The sequence below is a fragment of the Neorhizobium sp. AL 9.2.2 genome (assembly GCF_013317225.1).
Taxonomy (GTDB): Bacteria; Pseudomonadota; Alphaproteobacteria; order Rhizobiales; family Rhizobiaceae; genus Neorhizobium; species Neorhizobium soli.
Map to the genome: position 1 here is coordinate 870,992 of NZ_JAALXU010000009.1, position 22,378 is coordinate 893,369.

The window sequence follows — 22,378 nt, forward strand, 5'->3', positions numbered from 1 at the left end:
CTTGATAATCCGGCGAGAGAACGTGGTCCTCACAGAGGAACCACCCATGGACGTAACTGATCTCAACCACGCTCAGAAAGCAAATCCGAAGACCGTTGAAGACGAAGTACACCGTTTGCTTCCAGAGGCGCTTATGCTTCTGGGTTTTGTATCGCTGATCTTTGCGACTGTGCCGGAAATCGACCTGATCGTCAGTCGTTATTTCTGGGATCACATCGCGGGCTTCGCTTTCGAGGAATACAGTTTCCTCATTGCGTTTCGTGACCTCAACAGGCTTCTGCCTTGGGTCGTGATCGGGTTTGCAATTGTGCTTTTGCTTGCAAGTCCTTTCCTCAGGAACCCGAAATACTCAGCCGCACCGCATAAGTTGTTATTCGTGCTGACGTTCTTTGCAGCAGGTCCGGGGCTGGGCGTTCAAGTCATCAAGATGCTGGTCGGGAGGGCGCGTCCAAGAGCACTCGACGAATTCGGCGGCAGTGCGATCTTTACCCCTCCGTGGCAGCTCACCGACCAATGCGTCAGGAATTGTTCCTTTATCTCGGGAGAGGCCGCAAGCGCCTTTGCGCTGCTCACACTTGTCGTGTTCGTTACCCCCAGACACCGGACAACTTATCTCGCAGCGGTCGGCATTGTCGCGGCAGCCTTCTCATTCAACCGAGTGATGTTCGGAGGCCACTTCCTCTCGGACGTGGTGATTGCCTGGAATGTGATGTTCGTTCTGGCCGTGCTCCTCTGGCAATTGTTTTCTCAAAACGCACCTCAGATCGACGCATTATTCAAGAGAGATCCGTGCCGAACGTGAGTCTTCGTCGAAATCGCAACAGAGCGTGCGGCCCACCGTCGTCATGGCGCGCTGGATAAGGCCATCGCGACGTCATGCCTAAGAAACTCGTGGAGTGCTCTTCCGGATAAATAGACAACTTGGATGGGAGACCTGTCGGCAAGAAGGCTGGAGTCAGCCGGACGGACGGCTCATCAAGGTTCACTCAGACACACTCTCGACTGGAGCTAGGTCGAGCCAAAATCAGATCGTGCGCCGGACTGATCGCCTCCGCACAGATGGAGGTTCTCGATGTGATGGAGCAGCAGTTGGCCGCAGTTGCGCAGAACAATTCGTCGCCATGATCGCTGCCAGCAAAATCGACATAAAACACAAACTCGAAAAGAGAAGTTTACCGGAAATTCGCAAGGTTCAGTGATTCCGGGTGCCGAGCGCACAGAGGCTCATAATTTGCCCCCTGAACACAATCAGATCCCTCAATCAAACAATGGATCAAATCCAGTAAACTGTTGCAAGCACTCGTTTATTTGCTGCGCATCCGGCTGACCCAAAAGCCTCTGAAAAATTGCCCGCGGATTCGCCGGCCCTTCGTACGGCTCAAAGGTTTTCCTTGAGTAGAATTTCGATGCGGATCTTTTCCTGTGCGGCGAGCGGCTCGCGGGCATCCGAGCGGGCGCGCATGATGCGAATTGCACTGCGCACCGCATGGCCCGGATCCTGTGCGATCACGGCATCGATACGGTCGTCCCGAAGCGCCTGTTCGGTGAAGGGCGTTCGTTCGTGGACAACCACGGCAATGCCGCCGAGATCGACGTTTCCGGCAGCAGCCAGGATCGGTACGCGAGCCTCTGCGCTCAGCACATAGATTCCGGAAACGTCGCGATTGCCGGCCAACACGCGGGCCATCACCTGCTGGCTACGTGCCTCGTCGGCGTGGGTTTCAATGGACGGCAGACAGGTTAGATGCGGAAAGGCACTGTTGATCACGTGGTCGAAGCCAAGGCGGCGTTGGATGCTGTCGAGCGACTGCATGGTTTCCGCGATCACCATGACCTTTCCCGGTTGGGGACCCGCAAGCATACCCATCAGCTTGCCCGCGGTCGCACCCGCCGCAAAGTTGTCGATACCGACGAAATCAGCCTCTGGCAGCTTTTCCTGCCCGGACAGGAATTGCACCACCTTGATGTTGCGCTGGAGAAGCCGCGCCATGGCGTCACGCACCTGAGGCGATTCAGGCGCCATGACGGCCACGCCGTCGACCTCCTCCTTGTCGAGGCTGGAGAGGAGCTTTGCCACGCCGTGCGCATCGTCGATCCCGATCTGGCGGTAGGCAATCTCGGTGAGGTCGCCCTTGAGCGCATCGGTCAGCTCTTCAACGTGCCGCAGGAGCTCCTTGAGGTATAGATCGCCGCTTGCCGGAAGCAGGAAGAGAAAGCGGTACACCTTGTTGCGGGCAAGGCTGACAGCCGCCGGATTTCGAACGAAGCCGATCCGCTCGATTGCGTCATTGACCAGCCGGGCGGCCTTCGGGCTCACATTCGGTCGTTCGTTCAAGACACGATCGACCGTTGCAAGGCTGACGCCTGCAGCCTCGGCCAGATCCTTCGCTGTTGGACGCATGACGACTTCCCAATGATTTCCGCCTTCCAGAGCTTTTCCTTCAAAACATCAGCAAACGCAAGAATTGATGTGCGCACCTCAAAAATCACTTGCTTTGAGGTGCGCACATCAATTAGCCTCCATCTGGGTTCGGGAGAGGCATCCATTACACCCCGTTCCGCTGGAGGAGGCCGGCCAGAGATTAGGGTCCGGAGCCGGCATTTGGCCCGCAAGGGCGTTTCGCCATCCGCAGGAGACCGGACGGCGCTGGGAGGATGACATGATGAAATCGCTTTACGTGAAAGGTCTGCTTGCTGCCGGAACGGTCGCCTGTTCGATGGGTTTCGGCACTATGATGGCGCATGCCGACGAAAAGGAACTGACGCTCTGCTGGGCCGCATGGGACCCGGCAAACGCACTCGTCGAACTCAGCAAGGGCTTCGAGGCGTCGTCCGGCATCAAGATGAAATTCGAGTTCGTCCCGTGGCCGAACTTCGCCGACCGCATGCTCAACGAACTCAACTCGGGCGGAAAGCTCTGCGATCTGATGATCGGCGACAGCCAGTGGATCGGCGGCGCCGCCGAGAACGGTTGGTATGTGAAGCTCAACGAGTTCTTCGACAAGGAAGGCATCAAGATGGATGCCTTCGTTCCGGCAACCGTCACGGGTTATTCCGAATGGCCGAAGAACACCCCGAACTACTGGTCGCTGCCAGCCTTCGGGGACGTGGTCGGCTGGACCTACCGCAAGGACTGGTTCGAGCGGCCCGAAATTAAGACCGCCTTCAAGGAAAAGTTCGGTCGCGACCTGACGCCGCCCGCAACCTTCGACGAACTGAAGCAGGTCGCCGAATTCTTCCAGGGCCGCAAGATCGATGGCAAGACCGTCTACGGCGCCTCGATCTATACCGAACGTGGCTCTGAAGGCATCACGATGGGCGTGATGGACGTGCTCTACAGCTATGGCTTCAAGTACGAAAACCCGAAGAAGCCCTATGACATGAAAGGCTTCGTCGATTCCGCAGGCGCCGTGAAGGGTCTCGAATTCTACAAGTCGCTCTATGATTGCTGCGTCGCACCGGGCACATCCAACACCTACATGGGCGAAGGCATCGACGCCTACAAATCGGGCCAGGTCGCCATGCAGATGAACTTCGCCTTTACCTGGCCGGGGTTCGAGGCTGATCCGAATGTCGGGGGCGGAAAGACTGGTTATCTCGTCAATCCCGCAGGGCCCGGTGGCGAGAAGTTCGCCCAGCTCGGCGGCCAGGGCATTTCGGTCGTCGCCAATACAGACAACATGGACGGCGCACTGGGCTACATCAAATGGTTCGCCCAGAAGGATGTACAGGACAAATGGTGGTCCATGGGCGGCTTCTCGTGCCTTCGCGCCGTCGTCGAAGACCCGAATTTTGCCAAGAGCCAGCCCTATGCGCAGACCTTCCTCGACAGCATGGCGATCGTAAAGGACTTCTGGGCCGAGCCGTCCTATGCGACGCTGCTGCAGGCATCGCAGAAGCGGTTCCACGACTATGTCGTCGCTGGCAATGGCACCGCGAAGGAAGCTCTGGACGGGTTGATTGCCGACTGGACGGAAACGTTCGAGGACGAAGGCAAGCTCTGACAGAAGAAAAGCCTGGCTCCTGGACCTGATCCGGGGGCAGTGCCCTTAATCTCTCCCCCGGCAATGCCGGGGGAAAGTCCAAAGCCAGCGTTGCCGCCGGCACATCTTCGAAACCCTCAAGCCTGCCGGCACAACCCGAGCTTTGCCTTGTTGCCTCACCGGCCACGGCACCGCATGCGGTTGCCCTTTGGAAACGCCACACGGATCCGGACGATGACCGACACACCCGCAGACCGCCTCGCCCGTGCGACGCCACAACCGGTTGCCAGACGCATCCGGGGCTTAAGCGACAGGGCCATCGCCTGGATCTTCGTAGCACCCACGATCTTCCTGCTTCTGTCGGTCAACATATTTCCGCTGATCTGGACGATCCGCCTGTCCTTCACGAACTTTGCCGCGAACAAGCCGAACGCGGAGGTGAAATGGGTCGGATTGCGCAACTACACGCGCATCCTCACCGACGCCGACACCTGGGCGAACATGCAGACGACCGCCCATTTCCTCATCTGGACGATCACCTTCCAGGTGCTGATCGGCTTCTCCCTGGCATGGCTGATCAACCGCAAGTTCAAGGGCAACGACCTGGTGACGACACTAATCGTCATCCCGATGATGCTCTCGCCCGCCGTGGTCGGCAACTTCTGGACCTTCCTTTACCAGCCGCAGATCGGCCTCGTGAACTACGCCGTCGAATTCCTGACCGGCATTCCCGCCGACAGCTTCTCGATGCTTGGCCCCGGTGGCTGGGCGCGCTGGGCGATCGTCATCGTCGACACCTGGATGTGGACGCCCTTCGTCATGCTGATCTGCCTCGCCGGACTGCGCTCCATCCCCGATTACATCTATGAAGCAGCGGAAGTCGACCGCGCATCGAAGTGGCGGCAGTTCTGGACGATCACGCTGCCAATGGCACTGCCATTCCTAATGCTTGCAGTCCTGTTCCGCGGCATCGAGAACTTCCGGATGTTCGACCTGGTGGTCCTCCTCACCGGCGGCGGGCCGGGGGACGAGACGCTGCTCGCCTCGATCGACCTCAAGCGCGAGGCCTTCGAGAAATGGCGGACCGGCTATTCCAGCGCCTATGCAATTGTCCTGTTCGTCACGGTATTCGGCCTCGCCTCCATCTACGTGAAGGCCCTGAACAAGGTTAAGGAACGATGAGCGCCCATTCCGTCACCGAACCGTCGCCTGCCTCGAAGTGGATTGCCGGCATCTTGGTCGGACTATATGCGGTGATCACGCTGATCCCGCTCATCTGGATCATTTCGACGAGCTTCAAGTCCGGCCCGGATTCGATCAGCTATCCGCCGAAGGTCGTCTTCGAGCCGACGCTTGAAGGCTACGTAAACCTCTTCACGACACAGTCGCGCCCTTCGGCGGAAGACCTCGCCAAACTGCCGGCACCCACCACGTGGTATGACAAGATCACACGGGAAAGGGGCATGATCATTTCGGGCCCGTCGCGCTTCGGGCAACGATTCCTGAACTCGGTCATCATCGGCTTTGGCTCGACATTCCTGTCGATCTTCCTCGGGACGCTGGCAGCCTACGCCTTCAGCCGCTTCAAGGTGCCGCTCAAGGATGACCTCCTGTTCTTCATCCTGTCGACACGCATGATGCCGCCGATCGCCGTCGCAATCCCGATTTACCTGATGTTCCGTCAGTTGGGGCTTTCGGATACGCACCTCGGCATGATCCTGCTTTATACGGCGGTCAACCTGTCGCTGTCGGTCTGGCTGCTCAAGGGATTTATTGACGAAATCCCGCGCGAATACGAAGAAGCGGCACTAATCGATGGCTATACCCGCTTCCAGGCCTTCTACAAAGTCGTCCTGCCGCAGGCGGCAACAGGCATCGCCTCGACCGCGATCTTCTGCCTGATCTTCGCCTGGAACGAATATGCTTTCGCAGTCCTGTTGACGAGCGGCAATGCCCAGACGGCGCCCCCCTTCATCCCGACCATCCTGTCGGTTGGCGGCGGTATCGACTGGCCGGCCGTTGCGGCTGCAGCGACACTGTTCCTGCTGCCCGTGATCATCTTCACCGTGCTGCTGCGCAAGCATCTGCTGCGCGGCATCACCTTCGGAGCCGTGCGCAAATGATGAACTTCCTTGCCCGCCTGCGCCGGTTCCGGCGACCCGAATGGGAGATGTTCGCCTCGGCGCTGATCGCGCTCGGCGTGATCATGCTCATGCAGCCGCTTTCGCTGACACTCTTTACCTTCTCCTTTCCGGTGACGCTGATCGGAACCGTCATGTTCATCGTCGTCAGTCATTTTCCGGAGTAAGTCATGGCCCAGATTCGCGTTGAAAACCTGCGCAAGGACTTCGGTGCCTTCAATGCGGTGAAGTCGTCCAGCTTCACCGTCGAGGATGGAGAGTTCTTCATGCTGCTCGGCCCGTCCGGCTGCGGCAAGACGACGACGCTGCGGATGATGGCCGGCCTTGAACTGCCGACCAGTGGCGAGATCTATATCGGCGGCGAAGAGGTCGGCATGAAGCGCGCGAGCGAGCGCGACATCGCCTTCGTCTTTCAGATGTTTGCGCTTTATCCGCACATGAACGTGCGCAAGAACATCTCCTATCCCCTGGTCAGCCAGGGCATAGCGCGCTCGGAAGTCGATCGCCGCGTGGCGGAAGTCGTCCGTATCCTGCAGATTGAATCCATCCTCGACAAACCGGTCGGCGGGCTTTCGGGCGGCGACCGCCAGCGCGTCGCACTCGGCCGTGCGATCGTGCGCCAGCCGAAGGCCTTCTTCATGGATGAGCCCCTCGGGGCGCTCGATGCGGAGTTCCGTGAGCATATGGCGGAGGAGCTGCGCGCCCTGCATGACCGCATGGGGGCGACCACCGTTTATGTCACCCACGACCAGCTGGAAGCCATGCAGATGGGCGACAAGATTGTCGTCATGAACCATGGCGTGATCGAGCAATTCGGCAAGCCCCAGCAGATCTATGACTGGCCGGCAACCAAGTTCGTGGCGAAATTCATCGGCTCGCCGCCGATGTCGTTCCTGGAATTCGAAGGTGCGATCGACGACGGGGGCAACGCGGTGACGATCGGTGTATCCCGCATCGAGGTTCCAAAGTCCCGCGAAGGCCGCAAGGGTGCGCTCACGCTCGGCGTCAGGCCGGAACATGTCCACCTGTCGGACGAAGCCGGTCTTCGCGGACGGGTGGCAGCCGTCGAATATCTCGGCACCACACAGATCGTCACGATCGAGACGGCCCATGGAGAGATCAAGGCGCGGACGGCGTCGAGCGATGCCATCCGGACGGATGTTCCCGTCGGGCTTGAATTCGATCGCCGCTCACTCACCCTGTTTGATGCGAACAGCGGGATCGCACTGGTGTCCGAAGCCAATGAAGGAGTTCTCACCCGTGGCTGAAGTCGTCCTTTCCAGCATCCGCAAGTCGTTTGGCGCCACCCGCGCGCTCGACGACGTGATGATGACCGTACCGGACGGCGCCTTCGTGGTGCTTCTCGGTCCGACCGGAGCCGGCAAAACCACGCTGCTGCGCTTGGTATCGGGCCTCGACACGCAGGACAGCGGCGACATCAGGATTGGCGGACAGTCCATGGCGGGGCTGACGCCCGCACAGCGCAATGTCGCCATGGTCTTCCAGCAATATTCCCTCTACCCGCACATGACCGTGCGGCAGAACCTCGAATTTCCGCTGAAATCGCCGCTGTTGCGCACGCCGCAGGCGGTGATCGACCAGAAGGTGAAGGCAATCGCCGAGGTCCTGCAGATCGCCCACAAGCTGGACAACCGGGCAACGGCCCTTTCGGGCGGCGAGATGCAGCGCGTGTCGATCGGCCGGGCGCTGGTCCGCAATCCGCAGATCTATCTCATGGATGAGCCGCTGAGCTCGCTCGATGCGAAACTCCGCGCCGACCTTCGGGTCGAACTGAAGAACATCCAGGCCCGGTCCGGCGCCACCTTCCTCTACGTGACGCATGACCAGATCGAGGCGATGACCATGGCAACCCATGTCGGCGTGCTCAAGGAAGGACGCCTCGTGCAGTTCGGTTCGCCGCGCGAGATCTACGAGGCGCCGGTCAGCATCTATGCCGCGACCCGGCTAGGCCAGCCGCGCATCAACGTGCTCCCCGCACACCTCTTCCCCGGAGCATCGGCGGGGGCCCATACGATCGGGCTTCGGCCCGAGCATATTCTCCAGGGAGAAGGGCAGGAAGCCAAGGTGGTCCGGGTGGAGCATCTCGGCGATCAGACGCGTCTTCATCTCATACTTGGGGAATATCCGATCATCACCGTCACCGATGCCCACACCGCCCTCAAGGGCGGCGACATCATCAAAATCCAGCCGCACCAGCCGATCTATTTCGATGCGGCCGGAATGCGTCTCGTCTAAGGGAGGGTCTCATGTCTCAATTCCTCAACAGCCGCGAAAATGCCGTCACCGAGGCGATCGATGGCATGCTCATGGCCTCGGCTGGAGCGCTGAGCCGCCTCGACGGCTATCCGCACATCCGCGTCGTGTTGCGATCCGACTGGGACAAATCGAAGGTCGCGATTGTCTCGGGCGGCGGATCCGGCCATGAGCCGGCCCATGCCGGTTTCGTCGGACGCGGCATGCTGACAGCCGCCGTCTGTGGTGATGTCTTCGCTTCGCCGAGCGTTGACGCTATCCTGACCGCAATCCTCGCGGTGACTGGCCCGCTCGGTTGCCTGCTGATCGTCAAGAACTATACAGGCGACCGGCTGAACTTCGGCCTTGCGGCCGAACGCGCCCGTGCCTTTGGGCTGAATGTCGGCATGGTGATCGTGGACGATGACATCGCGCTCCCCGATCTGCCGCAGTCCCGCGGTGTGGCGGGCACGCTCTTCGTCCACAAGATCGCCGGTGCGATGGCGGAAAACGGCGCAAGTCTTGATGACGTCATCGACACTGCGCGGCGGGTGATCGCCAATACCCGCTCGATCGGCATTGCACTCGACACCTGTACCGTGCCGGGCTCGCCGAAGGAAAAACGCATTCCCGAAGGTCACGCCGAACTCGGCCTTGGCATCCACGGTGAGGCGGGTGTGGAGCAGATCGAGTATGACGGCGTGCGCGGCGCCGTGGCCGCCATGGTGGACCGGCTTGCGGCGGGCATGGAGGACAAGCCGCATGTCGTACTTGTCAACAATCTCGGCGGCACCTCCGTGCTGGAAATGGCCGTGGTCGTCAACGAACTGGTTCAATCGGCGATCGGCGCGCGCCTCTCGCATATCGTCGGGCCTGCTGCGATGATGACCTCGCTCGACATGCAGGGCTTTTCGATTTCCGTATTGCCGGCGGAAAAGGCCGATCTCGACTTGCTGGCCAAGCCGGTCGGCCTTGCAGCATGGCCAGGCGTGACGGCGATGCGACCCGTCAACGTCATCGCCCTGCCCGATGGACTGACCCCGATCGCGCCGCTTGCCTCGCAGCATCTGCCCACCCGTCAATTCCTCACAGAGTGCTGCAAGCTCCTGATCGAGGCGGAAAAACACCTTAACGCGCTCGATGCCAAATCCGGCGACGGTGACACCGGCTCGACCCTTGCAAGCGCCGCGCGTGCCCTGATCGAGGCCCTCGATAGGCTACCGCTTGCAGATCACACCCAGCTCTTTCGCGCCATGGGCCAGGAACTCAGCCAGACCATGGGCGGCTCTTCCGGCGTCTTGCTCGCCATCTTCTTTGCCGCGGCAGGCGATGGGGCCTCAAGTGGTCTTGGCATGCGCGACGCGCTCAAGGCCGGCCTTGCCCGCATGCAGGAAATCGGCGGCGCAGAGCTCGGCGACCGCACCATGGTCGATGCGCTCTCGCCTGCACTGGACGCCTATGACAAGGGTTTTGCAGCAGCGGCCAGTGCAGCCCGCGCCGGCGCCAACCTGACCGCAACCTATCTCAACGCACGCGCAGGCCGGGCGGCTTACCTGAATGCCCGGCAGCTCGAAGGTCACATCGATCCCGGCGCGGAGGCAGTCGCGCGTCTCTTCGAGTTTCTCTCCCTTCGACATAGCAGGTCGGAGGACAAACCCGCGGACTGACGGCGGGGATCGGCGCGGCGGGAGCCATCCTGGGCGAGGTCCGCCGCAACGCAAAACACCCGCAGCTTAGAGCTACGGGTGCTTTTTGATGATTTGGTTGCGGGGGCCTGATGGCGCAGCGATCTGAAAACTCGACCGCCTTAAACCCAAAGGAACCGTCGACTCGGTACTTACGCGGTTTGCAGAGTGGGTGTGCCGGCAGCTCCGCTCTTTACTGGGCACCGCGAAACCTGGATTTGAGGATGTCGCGCTATCGGTGTTCGGACGCTTTGGGTGTGAGGAAAGCAAGAAGTCTGTTGGTAGAACCGACAACTCCGGGGTAAGTGAGGATGCAGTTTCCAATAGGCAGGCTCTTTTCGGGAGGCTTGCTACCTGCATCGGCCTGCAATAATCCCTGTACTCCCGCTCCGGCTTCGAGGCATTAATGACGCTACCAAGCAATGAATCAATCGAAGAGCTCGTCGCTTTGTCGATGTTGCAACAAGCACGTACATTTGCCGAGGCCTACGGCGGGCAGTCGCGCCTATGGCAGCGGCCCTATGCAGAGGCGCGGCCTCGTGTCGCTTCATCGATCGCATCGGTATGGATGACGGCCTATCCCCCTTCGGTAATCCCGTTGCCCGGCGAATCCGTTCTCAAGACCCTTGGCGACGCACATCTGTGGTCAGCCCTTTCGGCGATCGGCGTACGCGGTATTCACACGGGACCGATGAAACGTGCCGGCAGTATGAAAGACGGCGTCTACAGCCCGACGATCGACGGCAATTTCGACAGAATAAGCTTCGACATCGATCCGACTTTCGGCACGAACGAGGAATTCGTTGCCATCAGCCGCATGGCGGCGGCACACAACGCCATTGTCATTGACGATGTCATTCCTTCACACACGGGCAAGGGTCCGGATTTTCGGCTCGCCGAAATGAATCATTCGACCTACCCTGGTCTCTATCACATGGTCGAAATTCCAGAGGAAGAATGGCAGCGTCTTCCGGACGTGCCTGAGGGCCGGGAGGCGGTCAACCTGCCTGCCGATACCGTTGACTACCTGAGGGATCGTGGCTTGATTGTCGGCCAGCTCCAGCGGGTCATTTTCTTCGAGCCCGGCGTCAAAGAGACGGACTGGAGTGCGACCGGCCCTATTACCGGCGTCGACGGCAAGGAGCGCCGCTGGGTTTACCTGCACTACTTCAAGGAGGGGCAGCCGAGCCTGAACTGGCTGGATCCATCATTTGCCGCGCAACAGATGATCATCGGCGATGCGTTGCATTCGATCGACCAGATGGGCGCCCGTGGCCTGCGGTTGGACGCGAATGGATTTCTCGGCGTCGAGCGCCGAGTGGAGGGGCCGGCATGGTCGGAAAGCCATCCGCTTTCCGTGACGGGCAACGCACTGCTCGCTGGCATGATCCGCAAGGCCGGCGGGTTTTCGTTTCAGGAGCTTAACCTGACGATCGATGATATTGCCGCGATGTCGAAGGGTGGAGCGGATCTGTCCTACGATTTTATCACGCGCCCGGCCTATCATCACGCGCTGTTGACAGGCAATACCGAGTTCTTGCGCATGATGCTGCGGATGGTCCATGAATTTGGCATCGATCCTGCGTCGCTTATTCATGCGCTTCAGAATCACGATGAACTGACGACGGAACTCGTGCATTTCTGGACATTGCATGCAGACGATATTTACACCTTTGCCGGCCAGACTTGGCAGGGGCGTACGCTGCGCATGCATATTCGCGACGTAATACGCGAGCGCCTTTCGGGACCCAACGCCCCCTATAACCTTCCCTTTGTCACGAACGGAATCGCCTGCACGACAGCGAGCGTCATTGCCGCAGCCCTCGACATTGCCGACCTGGAAAGCATCGATGACGAGACGACAAAGCTGATCCAGAAAATTCACCTTCTGCTGGTGATGTACAACGCTTTTCAGCCGGGCGTATTCGCGCTTTCCGGATGGGATCTGGTCGGCGCTTTGCCATTAACGCCGGCTCAGGTGCAGCACCTGATGGCCGACGGCGACACCCGCTGGATCGAACGCGGCGCCTATGATCTGACGGGTCAGAACTCTGGCGAGGAGTTTTCCGCCGACGGCATGCCGCGTGCCCGCGCCCTATACGGCCCGATCAGCGAGCAGCTCGCGCAGCCGGACTCGTTTGCCTCGCAGCTCAAACGCCTGCTGGCCGTTCGGGAAGCTTATGGGATCGCGGCCAGTCGACAAGTCTCGATACCTGATACCACCGCCCCAGGTTTGCTCATCATGGTCCACGAACTTCCGGATCTACGAGGCACGCAGGTGACCGCCCTGAATTTCAGCTCCTCGGCGATCTCCGAAGTCGTGATCTTGCAGAACGTCAGGCCAGGACCTGTCGTCGACATGATTGCGGAGTCAATCGAAGGCGACCTTACAGAAGATGGCGCATTGACTATCAATCTGGAGCCCTACGAGGGTCTATCCCTCAGAGTTGTTGGAACGCTCCCGACGCTCTAAATGTCACGCGCCTATATCTGCAAATAGCCGCGCTTGTGCGTTCGCTTGCGGGTCTACGACCCGCTTGCGGACGTGATACATGAGGGGATTTACACGCCTTGGCCGGCGGTGATCCAACGATACGGGATCTCTGACGCCTTCACCTGCTGTCGAGTGGCAACCAATCGCAGGACCAAGCGGGCGACATTGAGCTGCCTCCATGCGTCACATCACATGGACGGCGCGAAAGCGCTCGGGATGCTGCTCCTGGCGGCATGGACCGGCACGTCGATGCGCTGTCCTGTGATCCGGTCGTAGAGGTGCAGTGCCTCTGGCGGCAGGGTCAGCCAGACGGGCCGGCCTTCCAGTTGCTGGTCGCCGGGTGGCAGGGTCGCTGCGATCTCCCGGTCGCCAAGGGTGCAATAGGCGACACGCGAGCCACCCAGTTCCTCGACAAAGTCGACCGTCGCCGGAAGGCCGGCTCCGGCAGTTTCACTCAGCAGGAGGTTTTCCGGCCTGACGCCGACGGTGACCGGAGTGCCTTCGGCAAGGCTTGCCCGGCCGATGCCGACCCCGCCAGCTGGCGCATCGATGACGAGAGCACCGCCTGCCCCGATGGCGGCCGGGAAAAGGTTCATGGCCGGCGCCCCCATGAACCCGGCGACGAAGACCGAGGCAGGCTTTCGGTAGACCTCGGCAGGCGATCCGATCTGCTCGACGCGACCGGCATTCATCACGATCAGCGTGTCGGCAAGCGTCATCGCTTCGACCTGATCATGCGTCACGAACACCGACGTCGCCTTGAGGCGCCGGTGCAGCTTCTTGATCTCGATGCGCATCTGGACGCGCAGCAGTGCATCGAGATTGGACAGCGGTTCGTCGAACAGAAAGACGTCGGGTTCGCGCACCATCGCGCGGCCCATGGCCACGCGTTGCCGCTGCCCGCCGGAGAGCTGCGCCGGGCGCCGGTCGAGATACTCCGTCAGGTTCAGGATCTTCGCCACAGCCTCGACCTTGCTGTCGCGCTCGGCCCGCGGCAGCTTGGCGATCCGAAGCGGATAGGCGATGTTCTGGCGCACGGTCATGTGCGGATAGAGTGCATAGTTCTGGAACACCATGGCACAGCCACGATCGGCCGGCTCGATGTCGTTCATCACCGTTTCACCGATGGAAATCGTGCCTGACGTGACCTCCTCCAGTCCCGCGATCATACGCAGGAGGGTCGACTTGCCGCAGCCCGATGGACCGACGATGACGACGAAATGGCCATCGGGGATGGTGATGTCGACGCCATGCAGGACCGGCTTGCCGTCGTAGGATTTTTTCAGGTTTGAGAGTGTCAGATCAGCCATCAGATGTCTCCCGGACGACGGTTGTGCAGGTGTGCGAGGGTGGACGTGTCGCGGCCGATGCCGCCGAGAATGGGCCTGCCGTGCATCAGCGGATACCGGATTTCATGAAGGACTGGACGACCTGGCGCTGCAGGACGACGTAGATGACGAGGACCGGCAGGCTTGCGAGCGTCGAGGCTGCCATCAGTGGTCCCCACTGGTTGCCCTCGGCCGTCATGAACATCTGGATGCCGATCTGGATGACGGAATTTTCGGCCGTGCGGCTGAGCAGCAGTGGCCAGAAATACTCGTTCCAGGTCGAGATGAAGATGAGGATGGCAAGCGAGGCGATCGTGCCGCGCAGATTGGGCACCATCACCTCCCAGAGAATCCGCCAGTTGCGTGCGCCGTCCATACGCGCCGCCTCGATGACTTCCCGGGGGAAGCTGCGCATGGCCTGGGCAAGAAGCAGGATCGCAAGCGCCGAGACAAGGTTCGGCAGGATCAGCGCCACGATGCTATCGAGCAGACCCATCTGGGCAATCAGCAGATAGTTCGGGATCATCACCACCTGAAAGGGTACCAGCCAGGTCAGCGCCACGGCGCTATACACCAGCTTGTCGAGCGCGAATGTCCAGCGGGCGAAGGCGAAGGCGGCAAGAAGCCCGGTCAGAAGCTGAAAGGCTGTGGAGACGACGGAAAAGACCAGCGTGTTGACCAGCATGCGGCCGATCGGGATGGCCTCCAGAGCCTGCCGGTAATTGTCGAGCGACATGCTCGTCGGCCATAGGCTCGTCTCGAACATGGCATTGGCGGGACGCAGCGAACTCGCCAGCATCCAGTAGACCGGGAAAAGGCACAGGATCGACAGGAGGACCATGAGAACATGACCAGCCGCGGTGTCGAGGCCGGATTTGTCCGAGATGCGGCGAAGCGGGCGCGCCATCGGGCGGGGCGCGCGCAGGACGTCAGTTGTCATGGAAGGTATACCTGTCGATCAGGCGGAAGAGCACAAAGGCCACTGCGCCGAAGCCGAGGAAAAGGATGACGGCCGCAGCCGAGCCCCAGCCCACCGACATGGTGGAGAAGCCGAAATCCCAAAGGAGATAGTAGATGTTGGAGGTGGAGCCGAGCGGGCCGCCGCCTGTCAGCACGTTGATATAGGTGAAACTCCACTGCGCGCCGAGCAGGATCGTCATGACCACCAGGAACAGGGCCGTGGAACTGAGGAGCGGCAGGCGGATGTCGCGGATGATCTCCCATTTGCTGGCGCCGTCCATGCGGGCGGCCTCCACCAGGGAGGGGTTGATGTTGGCATTGGCGGCAGACAGGATCAGCGTCGAAAACCCGATCAGCTTCCAGCCGGTGATCAGGATGACGGTCCAGATGGCAGTGTTGGGATCGGAAAGAAACTTCACAGGCTTGAAGCCGATGCCCTGGAGCATCTGATTGACCAGGCCGTAGCCGGGATCGAGCAGCCAGCGCCAGACGGCGGCGGCCACCACCGGCGCGATGATCATCGGCACGAAGATGATGGCCCGGTAGATGTTGCGCGAGCGCTCGGGAAGGTCATGCGTATAGATGGCGATCGCCAGCGGGATCAGCACGGCGAGCGGCAAAAGGCCGAAAATGTAGATCCCGGTATTGCGCAGCGACTGCCAGAATTTGGGCAGGGCAAAGATGCGCGTGTAGTTGTTCCAGCCGACATAGATCTGCGGCGAATTGGGCAGCATGTTCCACTGGTAGAAGCTCAGACGCAGCGCATCGACCAGCGGCCAGTAGATCCAAACCACAAGTAGGATGATGGCCGGAGACAGGTAGAGCCAGGGTGCCCAGCGCGACTGGGTCATCCGTCTGCGGCGGGTCGGTGCTTGTGTGGCCAAGGCCATTCTACGCTCCAGTGGGTTTGAAAGGCGTTGGCCTTTTCCGTCGGTCCGGTCGTGGCAATTCGGGCGACGGGTGTGTCACGCGCACAGACGGTCCGTCAGCGCTTCGATCTCCGCGGGCGTGAGGCCGATCCGTTGGAGATAGGCCGCGATCCCGCCATGCGCCGCATCGAGACAGGCGAGGAAGGCCTCCATCGTTACGGCGTCGCTGGCGAGCATCCGCTCGACATGGTCGGCATCGATGCCGGCCGCAAGCGAACGGGCGCGAAGCTGCGCGATCAGGCCCTCGGCGGAGGCGGTGAGCGCATAGTCGGCCAGGATGTCGGCATGCGAGACGCCGGCGGTGGCCAGAAGCATGGCAGCGACGACGCCGGTGCGGTCCTTGCCGGCCGTGCAGTGGAACAGCACCATCCCCGGCCGGGCTTGCCCGATGGCGCGAAAGACCGTGGCGAACTGCGCGCCACAATGATCCAGCGCGCTGCAATAGCGCTCCGCCATGTCGAAGGGCTGCCGCACCATTGCGATCGGCGCCAGCGCGTCGAAGAGCACGATATTGCGGTAGGACACCGTCTCGTGGCCGATGAAGGGATGGTCTGTGACCGCAGTCTCGTGCGGCCCGCGCAGGTCGATGACGAGCGAGAGATCATCGGCGACAAGCGTCGCCAGGCTCTCGCCATTGAGCGGGTGCAGTGCTTCCCCGCGCAGGATCCGGCGCCATTGCGTGGTGCCGCCGGCCTGCCGATTGTAGCCGCCGAGGTCGCGGATGTTGTGGGTGTCGGGCAGCGTCCAGTGACGCATGGTGGCCTCCTGCTGTGCTTCGGTCTGTTCGTCTTGGTACAAATGCGGGCGCGCGTCGTCGCGGATGCAACGCCCCCACTCGCGCGTGGTCAGGGCATCAGCGCCTGGGCATTGGCCTGCGCCTCGGTCAGCGTCTTCACCACGTCATTGGGACCGAGCACGGCCTCCGAGACGGCTTCCTTCATCATCGCTTCGGCCTGGCGATAGTTCGGGCCGGGGAAGGCGACATTGGGGGTAAGACGCGACAGCTGTTCGAGGTTCGGACGGATCAGCGGGTGCGTCGCTGTCCAGGGACCGAGCAGCTTCGGATCGTCGACGATGTTGAGGCGAAGCGGCAGATAGCCGATCTTCGAGGTGATGATTGTGTAGCCGTAGTCGGAGGTGAGGAACTTCATCAACTCGTATGCGGCGCGCTGCTTGACCGGATCCTGCGAGAAGGCATAGAGCGCCGAGCCCGAATTGGTGGGCGCGGTCGGCTTGGTCCCGAAGGCCGGCATGCCGGTCACGCGCAGTTCCCACTTGCCGTCGGCGGATTTGGACAAGGAGTTCTGCAGGGCGCTGGTGTAGAGATACATGCCCAGCCGGCCGGCGGCAAAAGCCTCCTGCGGATTGGCCGGGTCGAGGCGGGCATGGGCGCCGCTTTCGACCATGTCGCGCAGCATCTGCACCGCTTCAATGCCGTTCTTGTCGGCGAAGGTCAGCGTGTTGTCATCGCGGACCTTGCCGCCGTTCGACATCAGGATCGCCTGATAGACGAAGGTGCCGTCTGTCGGGCCATAGGCGCCGGGAAAGAAGCCGTCCGCGCCGGTCTTGGCGACGATGGCTTCGGCGGCCGTCTTCACCTCGGCCCAGGTCTTGGGTGGGGTCTCGGGATCGAGGCCGGCTTTGCGGAAGAGGTCGGCGTTGTAGTAGAGGATCGGCGTCGAGAACGTGTAGGCAAGCCCATAGGTCTTGCCGTTGATCTTGCCGAGGTTGACGCCACGCGGGATCAGTCCGTCGGTAAGGGCAGCGTAGCCCTTGGCTCCGGCCAGATCCTCGAGCGGCTGTGCACCCAGATCGGAGGCAAGATAGATGAGGTCGCGAAACACCAGCTGGGCCACATCGGGCTGCATGCCGGCGGCCATATCGGCCTGCAGGCGCGTGATGATGTCGTTGGACGGAACTCCGACAGTCTTCACCTTGATCAGCGGGTGTTCCTGCTCGAACTTGGCGATCATCTCGCGGGTGGCGTCGGCACCGGCGCTCGCCGTGGCGAGGTTGTAGTTGTAGAAGGTGATGGTCACCGGCTTGGTGATCTCGGCAGCCATTTCGGCATGCGCGGCGCCGGTTATTCCGGCGGCACCGAGGACTGCGGCGACCGCAAGGCCGAGGAAGGTGCGTTTTCTCATTGCGGGAAGCTCCTGTTGGGAGAAGTTGGTCATTCGGTGGCACCCGCCATGGCCGCATCCTGCCTATGGCGCAGCAGGGAAAGGTCGTAGCGGTTGAGTTCGTTGCGGGTCTGCGGCAGGGGAACGAGCGCCATGGTCAGGCCCGAAGTGCGAATGGTGCCGATCCCGAAGGAGGCGCCTTCGACCATGCGCAGGATGTCTGTCGTCAGGATATCGGTTGCGGCATGCTGGCCCATGCCGACAATGACGGGGATGCCATGCCATGAGGAGAACCGGTCGTGATGGATATGACCGGAGAGGATCCCGAGGATGTTGCGGCCCTTGAGCACGCCGGCCAGCTGCTGGCTTTGGCTGAACTCGATCGTGCGCCAGTGGTCCCATGGAACAGCGTCGCCCAGCACCGGGGCATGGTGGGCAACGATCAGCTTGGGCAGATCGCCGTGCCGGTCGAGCGCCTGAGCGAGCCAGGCGAATTGCGCCGGCGTCAAGCTGCCGCCGATCTCGCCGGGGGTCGTGGTGTCGAGCGTGACGATATGGATGCCGCCGATCACCTGGTCGTGGTCATAGGGAGCATCGAGATCGTTGGTTCGGTCAAGCATGCCTTGGTAGAAGCCGGCGCGCGTGTCGTGATTGCCGATCGCGTAGACGACCGGCACGTCGGTGGCCGCCATCAGCGACCGCAGCTGGCGGTAGCTCTCGACATCGCCGCGATTGGTGAGATCGCCGCTGGCGATAATGAACTGCGGCTTCTGATCCATCGATCCAATCAGCGCGAGCACGCGCGAAAGGGTGGCCGAGGTGTCGCTGAACAGATGGCTATCGGCGACGGAAGGATTGCCGACATGCAGATCGGTGATGTGGATGAATGTCGTTTCGACCATGGGGAGCTCCTGCGTTGGAGCCTGTCTAGGCGCTTCCCGTCTCAGCGGGATGACGGCTTTGAAACGCTGTTTGAAATCGGCGTGGTGAACATCGGCTCCGTTGCCGCAACAACGAGGGCAATGATGCTGCTGGCATTGCCGAGATCGAGCTGGTGGTCCGTCAGTTCGTCGGTACGGCCGCGGCTTCGCGTCATCTGCGTGCGCACGCCGAGAAGGCACGAGATGCGGAATCCGACATCGACCTCGCTCAGCCATGGCGCGATTTTTCTGAAGTGCGGGACGAACTGGCGATGATGCTCGATATCCTCGACCATCGGCCGGAATATTTCCGGGTCGTCGCTGGATTGTGCAAGCGTCGTCAGATGACGCAGCACCCCGTAACTGGAATGGGGATCGAGGCTCCAGCGGATGGATGGCCCGACAAGCGCTGCGATAAGATCGCCGGCGCAGGCAGGTGCCGGATCGGCCCGTTGAACCGCAGCCTGAAGCAATGCCAGGCGCTCCGCATTGAGGCGGAGATAGACGCGCTCGGCAGCCGAAAAAATAAGGTGCTGAAGGGTTCCAAAATGATAGTTGACCGCCGCCACATTGGTGCCCGCCCGACAGGTGATCGTCCGCACCGTCACGTCATCGGGGTGCCGAGCAGCCGACAGCAGTTGCTCGCACGCAGTGCGCAATTTCTCTCGCGTATGGCTCACTATCATACGGTTGCGTAGCGCAAACTCTGTGACATCCGAGTGAAGGTCCACGGTGAAGGCTGGCGCGGAGCGCCGTTGCCCGATGCATCACTTCCAGCGCCCCCTACTGGTCGCGCTGGATGAGGGACAGCGCGCGCGCTAGCAGTCCCGACACCTGTTGATATTGCGACCCGACCGGTGCTGGCCAAAGGTGCGGTACGGCGTGTTCTGGAAGCCGTCCAAACCCTCCGGATGCACTATCAGCAGCCGATCAAAGTGGAAGAGCTTGCCGCTGCAGCCGCTATGAGCCCGCCGTCGTTCTACCAGCATTTCAACGCGATGACGTCAATGACGCCGCTGCAATACCAGAAGCAGATGCGCTCCTGCATGCGCGTTCCTTGCTCACCGCGGAAACTGATAATATTGCACAATTCGCTTACACCGTCAGTTACGGGAGCGTGTCGCAATTCCATCGCGAGTACAAACGTGCGTTCGGAGTTACTCCGAGACATGGCGTCATTCTGCCAATCGCCCCGGATAAGGGCTCATGAGGCCGCCAAAATCCTCGAGATCGGAGAGACGGGATCACGTCCGAGTTTTGCCGCCGTCTCCACAGCCACACGTGCCAGCTTCGGCAGGTCGACACCGGTCTTGATGCCCATGCCGTCCAGCATGAACACCAGCTCCTCGGTGGCTACATTTCCCGTTGCTCCTTTTGCATAAGGGCATCCGCCGAGCCCGCCCACAGAGCTGTCGAACACGCTCACGCCCTCTTCAAGGCAGGCCAGGATATTGGCGAGCGCTTGGCCATAGGTGTTGTGCTCGTGCAGCGCGATCGATGAAACCGGGATTTCGGCCGCAACCGCCCTGACCATCGTGGCTGCAGCCCTCGGGGTGCCAATACCGATTGTGTCCCCAAGCGAGACTTCGTAGCAGCCGAACGCGTGGAGACGGCTTGCGACAGCGACGACGGCACTCAGTGCGACTGGGCCTTCATAGGGGCAACCTAGGACGCATGACACGTAGCCGCGCACGCGCATCCCAGCGTTGCGCGCTCCCTCCATGACCGGCAGGAATCGGTCGAAGCTTTCGGCGATCGAGCAGTTGATGTTCTTTTGTGAAAAGCTCTCGGATGCCGATGCAAAGATTGCGATTTCTTCGGCGCCGGCATCGCGAGCGGCTTCAAAACCTCTGAAGTTCGGGACGAGCATCTGCAGGGTGATCCCCTCGCGATGCCCGACCGAGGACAGAACCTCGGTCGATCCTTCCATCTGCGGCACCCATTTCGGCGAAACGACGCTGCCCGCTTCGATCGTTGTCAGGCCGGCCTCGATGAGACCTTCGATCATCTGCACGCGATCAGCGACGCTGAGTGGACGCTTCTCGTTCTGAAGTCCGTCGCGAGGCCCCACTTCGACCAGCCGAACGTTATCCATCGTGTCCTCCAATGACCGTCAATATTTTCATCTCGTCTTTCAGAAAGGCGCAGAAGCGTGGATCTGCGCCATACGCAACATTCACCCGCATCGCCGCCGGCATGGCTTTCTCGCGATCCGCGTAGAAGACACTTGCCGGCGCGATGAAAATATTGGCTTTCGCAGCCCGGATACAGAAGGCGCTTTCGTCCAGAGCCGCTGGAAGCGGTACCCAGATGTAGAAGCCCTGCACCTTAGGGAGCGAAACTTCCAAACCGACGGCTGTCAGAGCCTGGGCGGTCGCCTTTGCCCCATGCTCGATCCACCCGCGCAAGCGCCTAAGGTTCTTCAGATACTGACCGCTCTCGATCATCTCCAGCACCACCCGCTCGACATGCAGGGACGTGGCAACCATCGTGATCATCTTCAGGTCGACAAGACTACGGATCGCCTCAGGCGCGCCTGCGACGTATCCGCATCGCAGACTTGCCGACAAAGTCTTTGAGAATGATCCGACGTAGAGGACCCGCTGCTGCTGGCCAAATGCCGCGAGCCGCGGCAGTGTCGGGGCGATCAGGTCGGCGAAAATATCGTCCTCAACCAATCGAAAATCGTGAACCTCTGCCATCTGCAGGAGGGCGAAGGCATGCGCGGGCGTGAGCGTGCCGCCGGTGGGGTTATGGGCCTGGCTCTGGGTAAAGAACAGCTTCGGCCGATAGCGCGCGAGCTTCTGGCGCACTTCGTCGAGATCGGGACCGTCATGGAGCCGGCTTATCGAGATGACGTTTGCTTTGGCCAGCCGAAGCTTCGCATAGAGGGGATAATAGCCTGGACTGTCGACGAACACCGTGTCGCCAGGCTCAAGGAAATGCCGGATAATCAGGTCGAGTCCGTGATTGACCCCGCTCGTCAGCATGACGCCGTCGGGCTCGGTCGCGATCGACCGTTCTGCGAGCGAAACCCGAAGCCATTCCCTTAGCGGGCCAAGCCCCCAGGAACTGCCGTAGCCGAAATCCACCTCCGCGGTGGCGTTGCGGCTCGTGCGCAGGATACGGCGCATGTCGGAATCTTCCGTCCAGCTGACCGGCGGGCGGCCATCGCCAGGACGCGTTTGATAATTCTGGTCCAGCTGTTCCCGCAACAGCGACATGATGCTGGTCGCCTCGGAGACGTCGGGCTTTATCCTCGGCACCGGCGCTGGGCGGTTCTCCGCCACGTAATAACCGGAGCCCTGCCGCGCAGTGGCCAGCCCTCGGGCAACAAGCCTGTCATAGGCTTCCGCCATCGTGTTCTTGGAAACACCGAATTGCTCGGCCCCACCCCGGACAGACGGCAGTTTCTGCCCGGGCTTGTACAGACCGCTGGCGATCTGCTCGCTGACAACGCCAAGGATCCTATCAACCACCTTCACCGATCGTCCCACCCTTCGGCTGGGACAGTACAGGTAATAATTCTGCCAACTGTCCCTTGCTCATCGCCGACATTCTA

At 61.1% G+C, this 22,378-nt stretch carries 20 protein-coding genes and 1 pseudogene; 11 read left to right on the plus strand and 10 right to left on the minus strand.

The window, feature by feature from the left end:
• The first annotated feature begins 46 nt into the window (after positions 1–46).
• Positions 47–802, plus strand: coding sequence for a phosphatase PAP2 family protein (locus G6K99_RS21545; RefSeq protein WP_174197832.1), 756 nt, complete (start codon positions 47–49; stop codon positions 800–802).
• A gap of 576 nt (positions 803–1,378) precedes the next feature.
• Here the strand turns inward: G6K99_RS21545 and G6K99_RS21550 are convergent.
• Positions 1,379–2,401, minus strand: coding sequence for a LacI family DNA-binding transcriptional regulator (locus tag G6K99_RS21550; protein WP_174197833.1), 1,023 nt, complete (start codon positions 2,399–2,401; stop codon positions 1,379–1,381).
• Positions 2,402–2,717: 316 nt separating this feature from the next.
• Between G6K99_RS21550 and G6K99_RS21555 the strand changes: the two genes are divergently transcribed.
• The 8 genes from G6K99_RS21555 (at position 2,718) to treS (ending at position 12,535) form a co-directional block, all read left to right on the plus strand.
• Complete coding sequence (locus G6K99_RS21555) at positions 2,718–4,004, plus strand: ABC transporter substrate-binding protein (protein ID WP_244631585.1); 1,287 nt, start codon at positions 2,718–2,720, stop codon at positions 4,002–4,004.
• 213 nt (positions 4,005–4,217) lie between these two features.
• Positions 4,218–5,165 carry a carbohydrate ABC transporter permease gene (locus tag G6K99_RS21560; RefSeq protein ID WP_062460076.1) on the plus strand — a complete coding sequence of 316 codons (948 nt, stop codon included), beginning with the start codon at positions 4,218–4,220 and terminating at the stop codon, positions 5,163–5,165.
• Positions 5,162–6,106, plus strand: a complete 945-nt coding sequence (locus tag G6K99_RS21565; RefSeq protein WP_062577702.1) for a carbohydrate ABC transporter permease — start codon at positions 5,162–5,164, stop codon at positions 6,104–6,106. The genes G6K99_RS21560 and G6K99_RS21565 overlap by 4 nt, the downstream gene beginning before the upstream one ends.
• The gene (locus G6K99_RS21570; protein ID WP_174197835.1) at positions 6,103–6,291 is read left to right on the plus strand and encodes a hypothetical protein; all 189 of its coding nucleotides are present in this window, start codon (positions 6,103–6,105) and stop codon (positions 6,289–6,291) included. The genes G6K99_RS21565 and G6K99_RS21570 overlap by 4 nt, the downstream gene beginning before the upstream one ends.
• 3 nt (positions 6,292–6,294) lie before the next feature.
• On the plus strand, positions 6,295–7,392 hold the full coding sequence (locus G6K99_RS21575; RefSeq protein ID WP_062460083.1) for an ABC transporter ATP-binding protein: 1,098 nt from the start codon (positions 6,295–6,297) through the stop codon (positions 7,390–7,392).
• Positions 7,385–8,380, plus strand: a complete 996-nt coding sequence (locus G6K99_RS21580; RefSeq protein ID WP_174197836.1) for an ATP-binding cassette domain-containing protein — start codon at positions 7,385–7,387, stop codon at positions 8,378–8,380. The genes G6K99_RS21575 and G6K99_RS21580 overlap by 8 nt, the downstream gene beginning before the upstream one ends.
• 11 nt (positions 8,381–8,391) lie before the next feature.
• Positions 8,392–10,044: a dihydroxyacetone kinase subunit DhaK gene (locus tag G6K99_RS21585; protein ID WP_062577697.1), complete on the plus strand. Its 1,653-nt coding sequence runs from the start codon at positions 8,392–8,394 to the stop codon at positions 10,042–10,044.
• Between the two features lie 424 nt (positions 10,045–10,468).
• On the plus strand, positions 10,469–12,535 hold the full coding sequence (gene treS / locus G6K99_RS21590; RefSeq protein WP_062577695.1) for a maltose alpha-D-glucosyltransferase: 2,067 nt from the start codon (positions 10,469–10,471) through the stop codon (positions 12,533–12,535).
• 209 nt (positions 12,536–12,744) lie between these two features.
• Here treS and G6K99_RS21595 read toward each other — a convergent pair whose 3' ends face one another.
• From G6K99_RS21595 to G6K99_RS21625, 7 genes are all read right to left on the minus strand, one after another.
• Complete coding sequence (locus G6K99_RS21595; protein ID WP_174197837.1) at positions 12,745–13,866, minus strand: ABC transporter ATP-binding protein; 1,122 nt, start codon at positions 13,864–13,866, stop codon at positions 12,745–12,747.
• 85 nt (positions 13,867–13,951) lie between these two features.
• Positions 13,952–14,824, minus strand: a complete 873-nt coding sequence (locus G6K99_RS21600; RefSeq protein ID WP_082476388.1) for a carbohydrate ABC transporter permease — start codon at positions 14,822–14,824, stop codon at positions 13,952–13,954.
• The gene (locus G6K99_RS21605; protein ID WP_174197838.1) at positions 14,814–15,734 is read right to left on the minus strand and encodes a carbohydrate ABC transporter permease; all 921 of its coding nucleotides are present in this window, start codon (positions 15,732–15,734) and stop codon (positions 14,814–14,816) included. The genes G6K99_RS21600 and G6K99_RS21605 overlap by 11 nt, the downstream gene beginning before the upstream one ends.
• Positions 15,735–15,809: 75 nt before the next feature.
• Complete coding sequence (locus tag G6K99_RS21610; protein WP_174197839.1) at positions 15,810–16,571, minus strand: tyrosine-protein phosphatase; 762 nt, start codon at positions 16,569–16,571, stop codon at positions 15,810–15,812.
• A 47-nt stretch (positions 16,572–16,618) separates the two neighbouring features.
• On the minus strand, positions 16,619–17,917 hold the full coding sequence (locus tag G6K99_RS21615) for an ABC transporter substrate-binding protein (RefSeq protein ID WP_174197840.1): 1,299 nt from the start codon (positions 17,915–17,917) through the stop codon (positions 16,619–16,621).
• A 29-nt stretch (positions 17,918–17,946) separates the two neighbouring features.
• Positions 17,947–18,798 carry a metallophosphoesterase gene (locus tag G6K99_RS21620; protein ID WP_174197841.1) on the minus strand — a complete coding sequence of 284 codons (852 nt, stop codon included), beginning with the start codon at positions 18,796–18,798 and terminating at the stop codon, positions 17,947–17,949.
• Between the two features lie 41 nt (positions 18,799–18,839).
• A complete protein-coding gene (locus G6K99_RS21625; RefSeq protein WP_174197842.1) occupies positions 18,840–19,475 on the minus strand; it encodes a TetR/AcrR family transcriptional regulator in 636 nt (211 codons plus the stop codon).
• A 252-nt stretch (positions 19,476–19,727) separates the two neighbouring features.
• Here G6K99_RS21625 and G6K99_RS23575 point away from each other — a divergent pair.
• Together G6K99_RS23575 and G6K99_RS23580 are read left to right on the plus strand one after the other, a co-directional pair.
• Positions 19,728–19,832, plus strand: a pseudogene (locus G6K99_RS23575) (AraC family transcriptional regulator); the annotation flags it as partial.
• A gap of 26 nt (positions 19,833–19,858) precedes the next feature.
• Entirely contained in the window at positions 19,859–20,026 is a 168-nt protein-coding gene (locus G6K99_RS23580) for a helix-turn-helix domain-containing protein (RefSeq protein WP_371816268.1), read from the plus strand.
• Here the strand turns inward: G6K99_RS23580 and G6K99_RS21640 are convergent.
• Both G6K99_RS21640 and G6K99_RS21645 read right to left on the minus strand, forming a co-directional pair.
• Complete coding sequence (locus tag G6K99_RS21640) at positions 20,021–20,911, minus strand: hydroxymethylglutaryl-CoA lyase (RefSeq protein ID WP_174197844.1); 891 nt, start codon at positions 20,909–20,911, stop codon at positions 20,021–20,023. The genes G6K99_RS23580 and G6K99_RS21640 overlap by 6 nt on opposite strands.
• Positions 20,904–22,295, minus strand: a complete 1,392-nt coding sequence (locus G6K99_RS21645) for a PLP-dependent aminotransferase family protein (protein WP_371816260.1) — start codon at positions 22,293–22,295, stop codon at positions 20,904–20,906. The genes G6K99_RS21640 and G6K99_RS21645 overlap by 8 nt, the downstream gene beginning before the upstream one ends.
• Positions 22,296–22,378 lie beyond the last annotated feature (83 nt).

What these genes read in the sequence shown, in the direction of transcription:
- G6K99_RS21585 (WP_062577697.1), top strand. Translation starts at nt 8,392, where the DNA reads ATGTCTCAATTCCTCAACAGCCGCGAAAATGCCGTCACCGAGGCGATC.
- G6K99_RS21560 (WP_062460076.1), top strand. Translation starts at nt 4,218, where the DNA reads ATGACCGACACACCCGCAGACCGCCTCGCCCGTGCGACGCCACAACCG.
- G6K99_RS21605 (WP_174197838.1), bottom strand. Translation starts at nt 15,734, where the DNA reads ATGGCCTTGGCCACACAAGCACCGACCCGCCGCAGACGGATGACCCAG.
- treS (WP_062577695.1), top strand. Translation starts at nt 10,469, where the DNA reads ATGACGCTACCAAGCAATGAATCAATCGAAGAGCTCGTCGCTTTGTCG.
- G6K99_RS21575 (WP_062460083.1), top strand. Translation starts at nt 6,295, where the DNA reads ATGGCCCAGATTCGCGTTGAAAACCTGCGCAAGGACTTCGGTGCCTTC.
- G6K99_RS21595 (WP_174197837.1), bottom strand. Translation starts at nt 13,866, where the DNA reads ATGGCTGATCTGACACTCTCAAACCTGAAAAAATCCTACGACGGCAAG.
- G6K99_RS21555 (WP_244631585.1), top strand. Translation starts at nt 2,718, where the DNA reads ATGGGTTTCGGCACTATGATGGCGCATGCCGACGAAAAGGAACTGACG.
- G6K99_RS21615 (WP_174197840.1), bottom strand. Translation starts at nt 17,917, where the DNA reads ATGAGAAAACGCACCTTCCTCGGCCTTGCGGTCGCCGCAGTCCTCGGT.
- G6K99_RS21640 (WP_174197844.1), bottom strand. Translation starts at nt 20,911, where the DNA reads ATGGATAACGTTCGGCTGGTCGAAGTGGGGCCTCGCGACGGACTTCAG.
- G6K99_RS21545 (WP_174197832.1), top strand. Translation starts at nt 47, where the DNA reads ATGGACGTAACTGATCTCAACCACGCTCAGAAAGCAAATCCGAAGACC.
- G6K99_RS21620 (WP_174197841.1), bottom strand. Translation starts at nt 18,798, where the DNA reads ATGGTCGAAACGACATTCATCCACATCACCGATCTGCATGTCGGCAAT.
- G6K99_RS21550 (WP_174197833.1), bottom strand. Translation starts at nt 2,401, where the DNA reads ATGCGTCCAACAGCGAAGGATCTGGCCGAGGCTGCAGGCGTCAGCCTT.
- G6K99_RS21600 (WP_082476388.1), bottom strand. Translation starts at nt 14,824, where the DNA reads ATGACAACTGACGTCCTGCGCGCGCCCCGCCCGATGGCGCGCCCGCTT.
- G6K99_RS21565 (WP_062577702.1), top strand. Translation starts at nt 5,162, where the DNA reads ATGAGCGCCCATTCCGTCACCGAACCGTCGCCTGCCTCGAAGTGGATT.
- G6K99_RS21570 (WP_174197835.1), top strand. Translation starts at nt 6,103, where the DNA reads ATGATGAACTTCCTTGCCCGCCTGCGCCGGTTCCGGCGACCCGAATGG.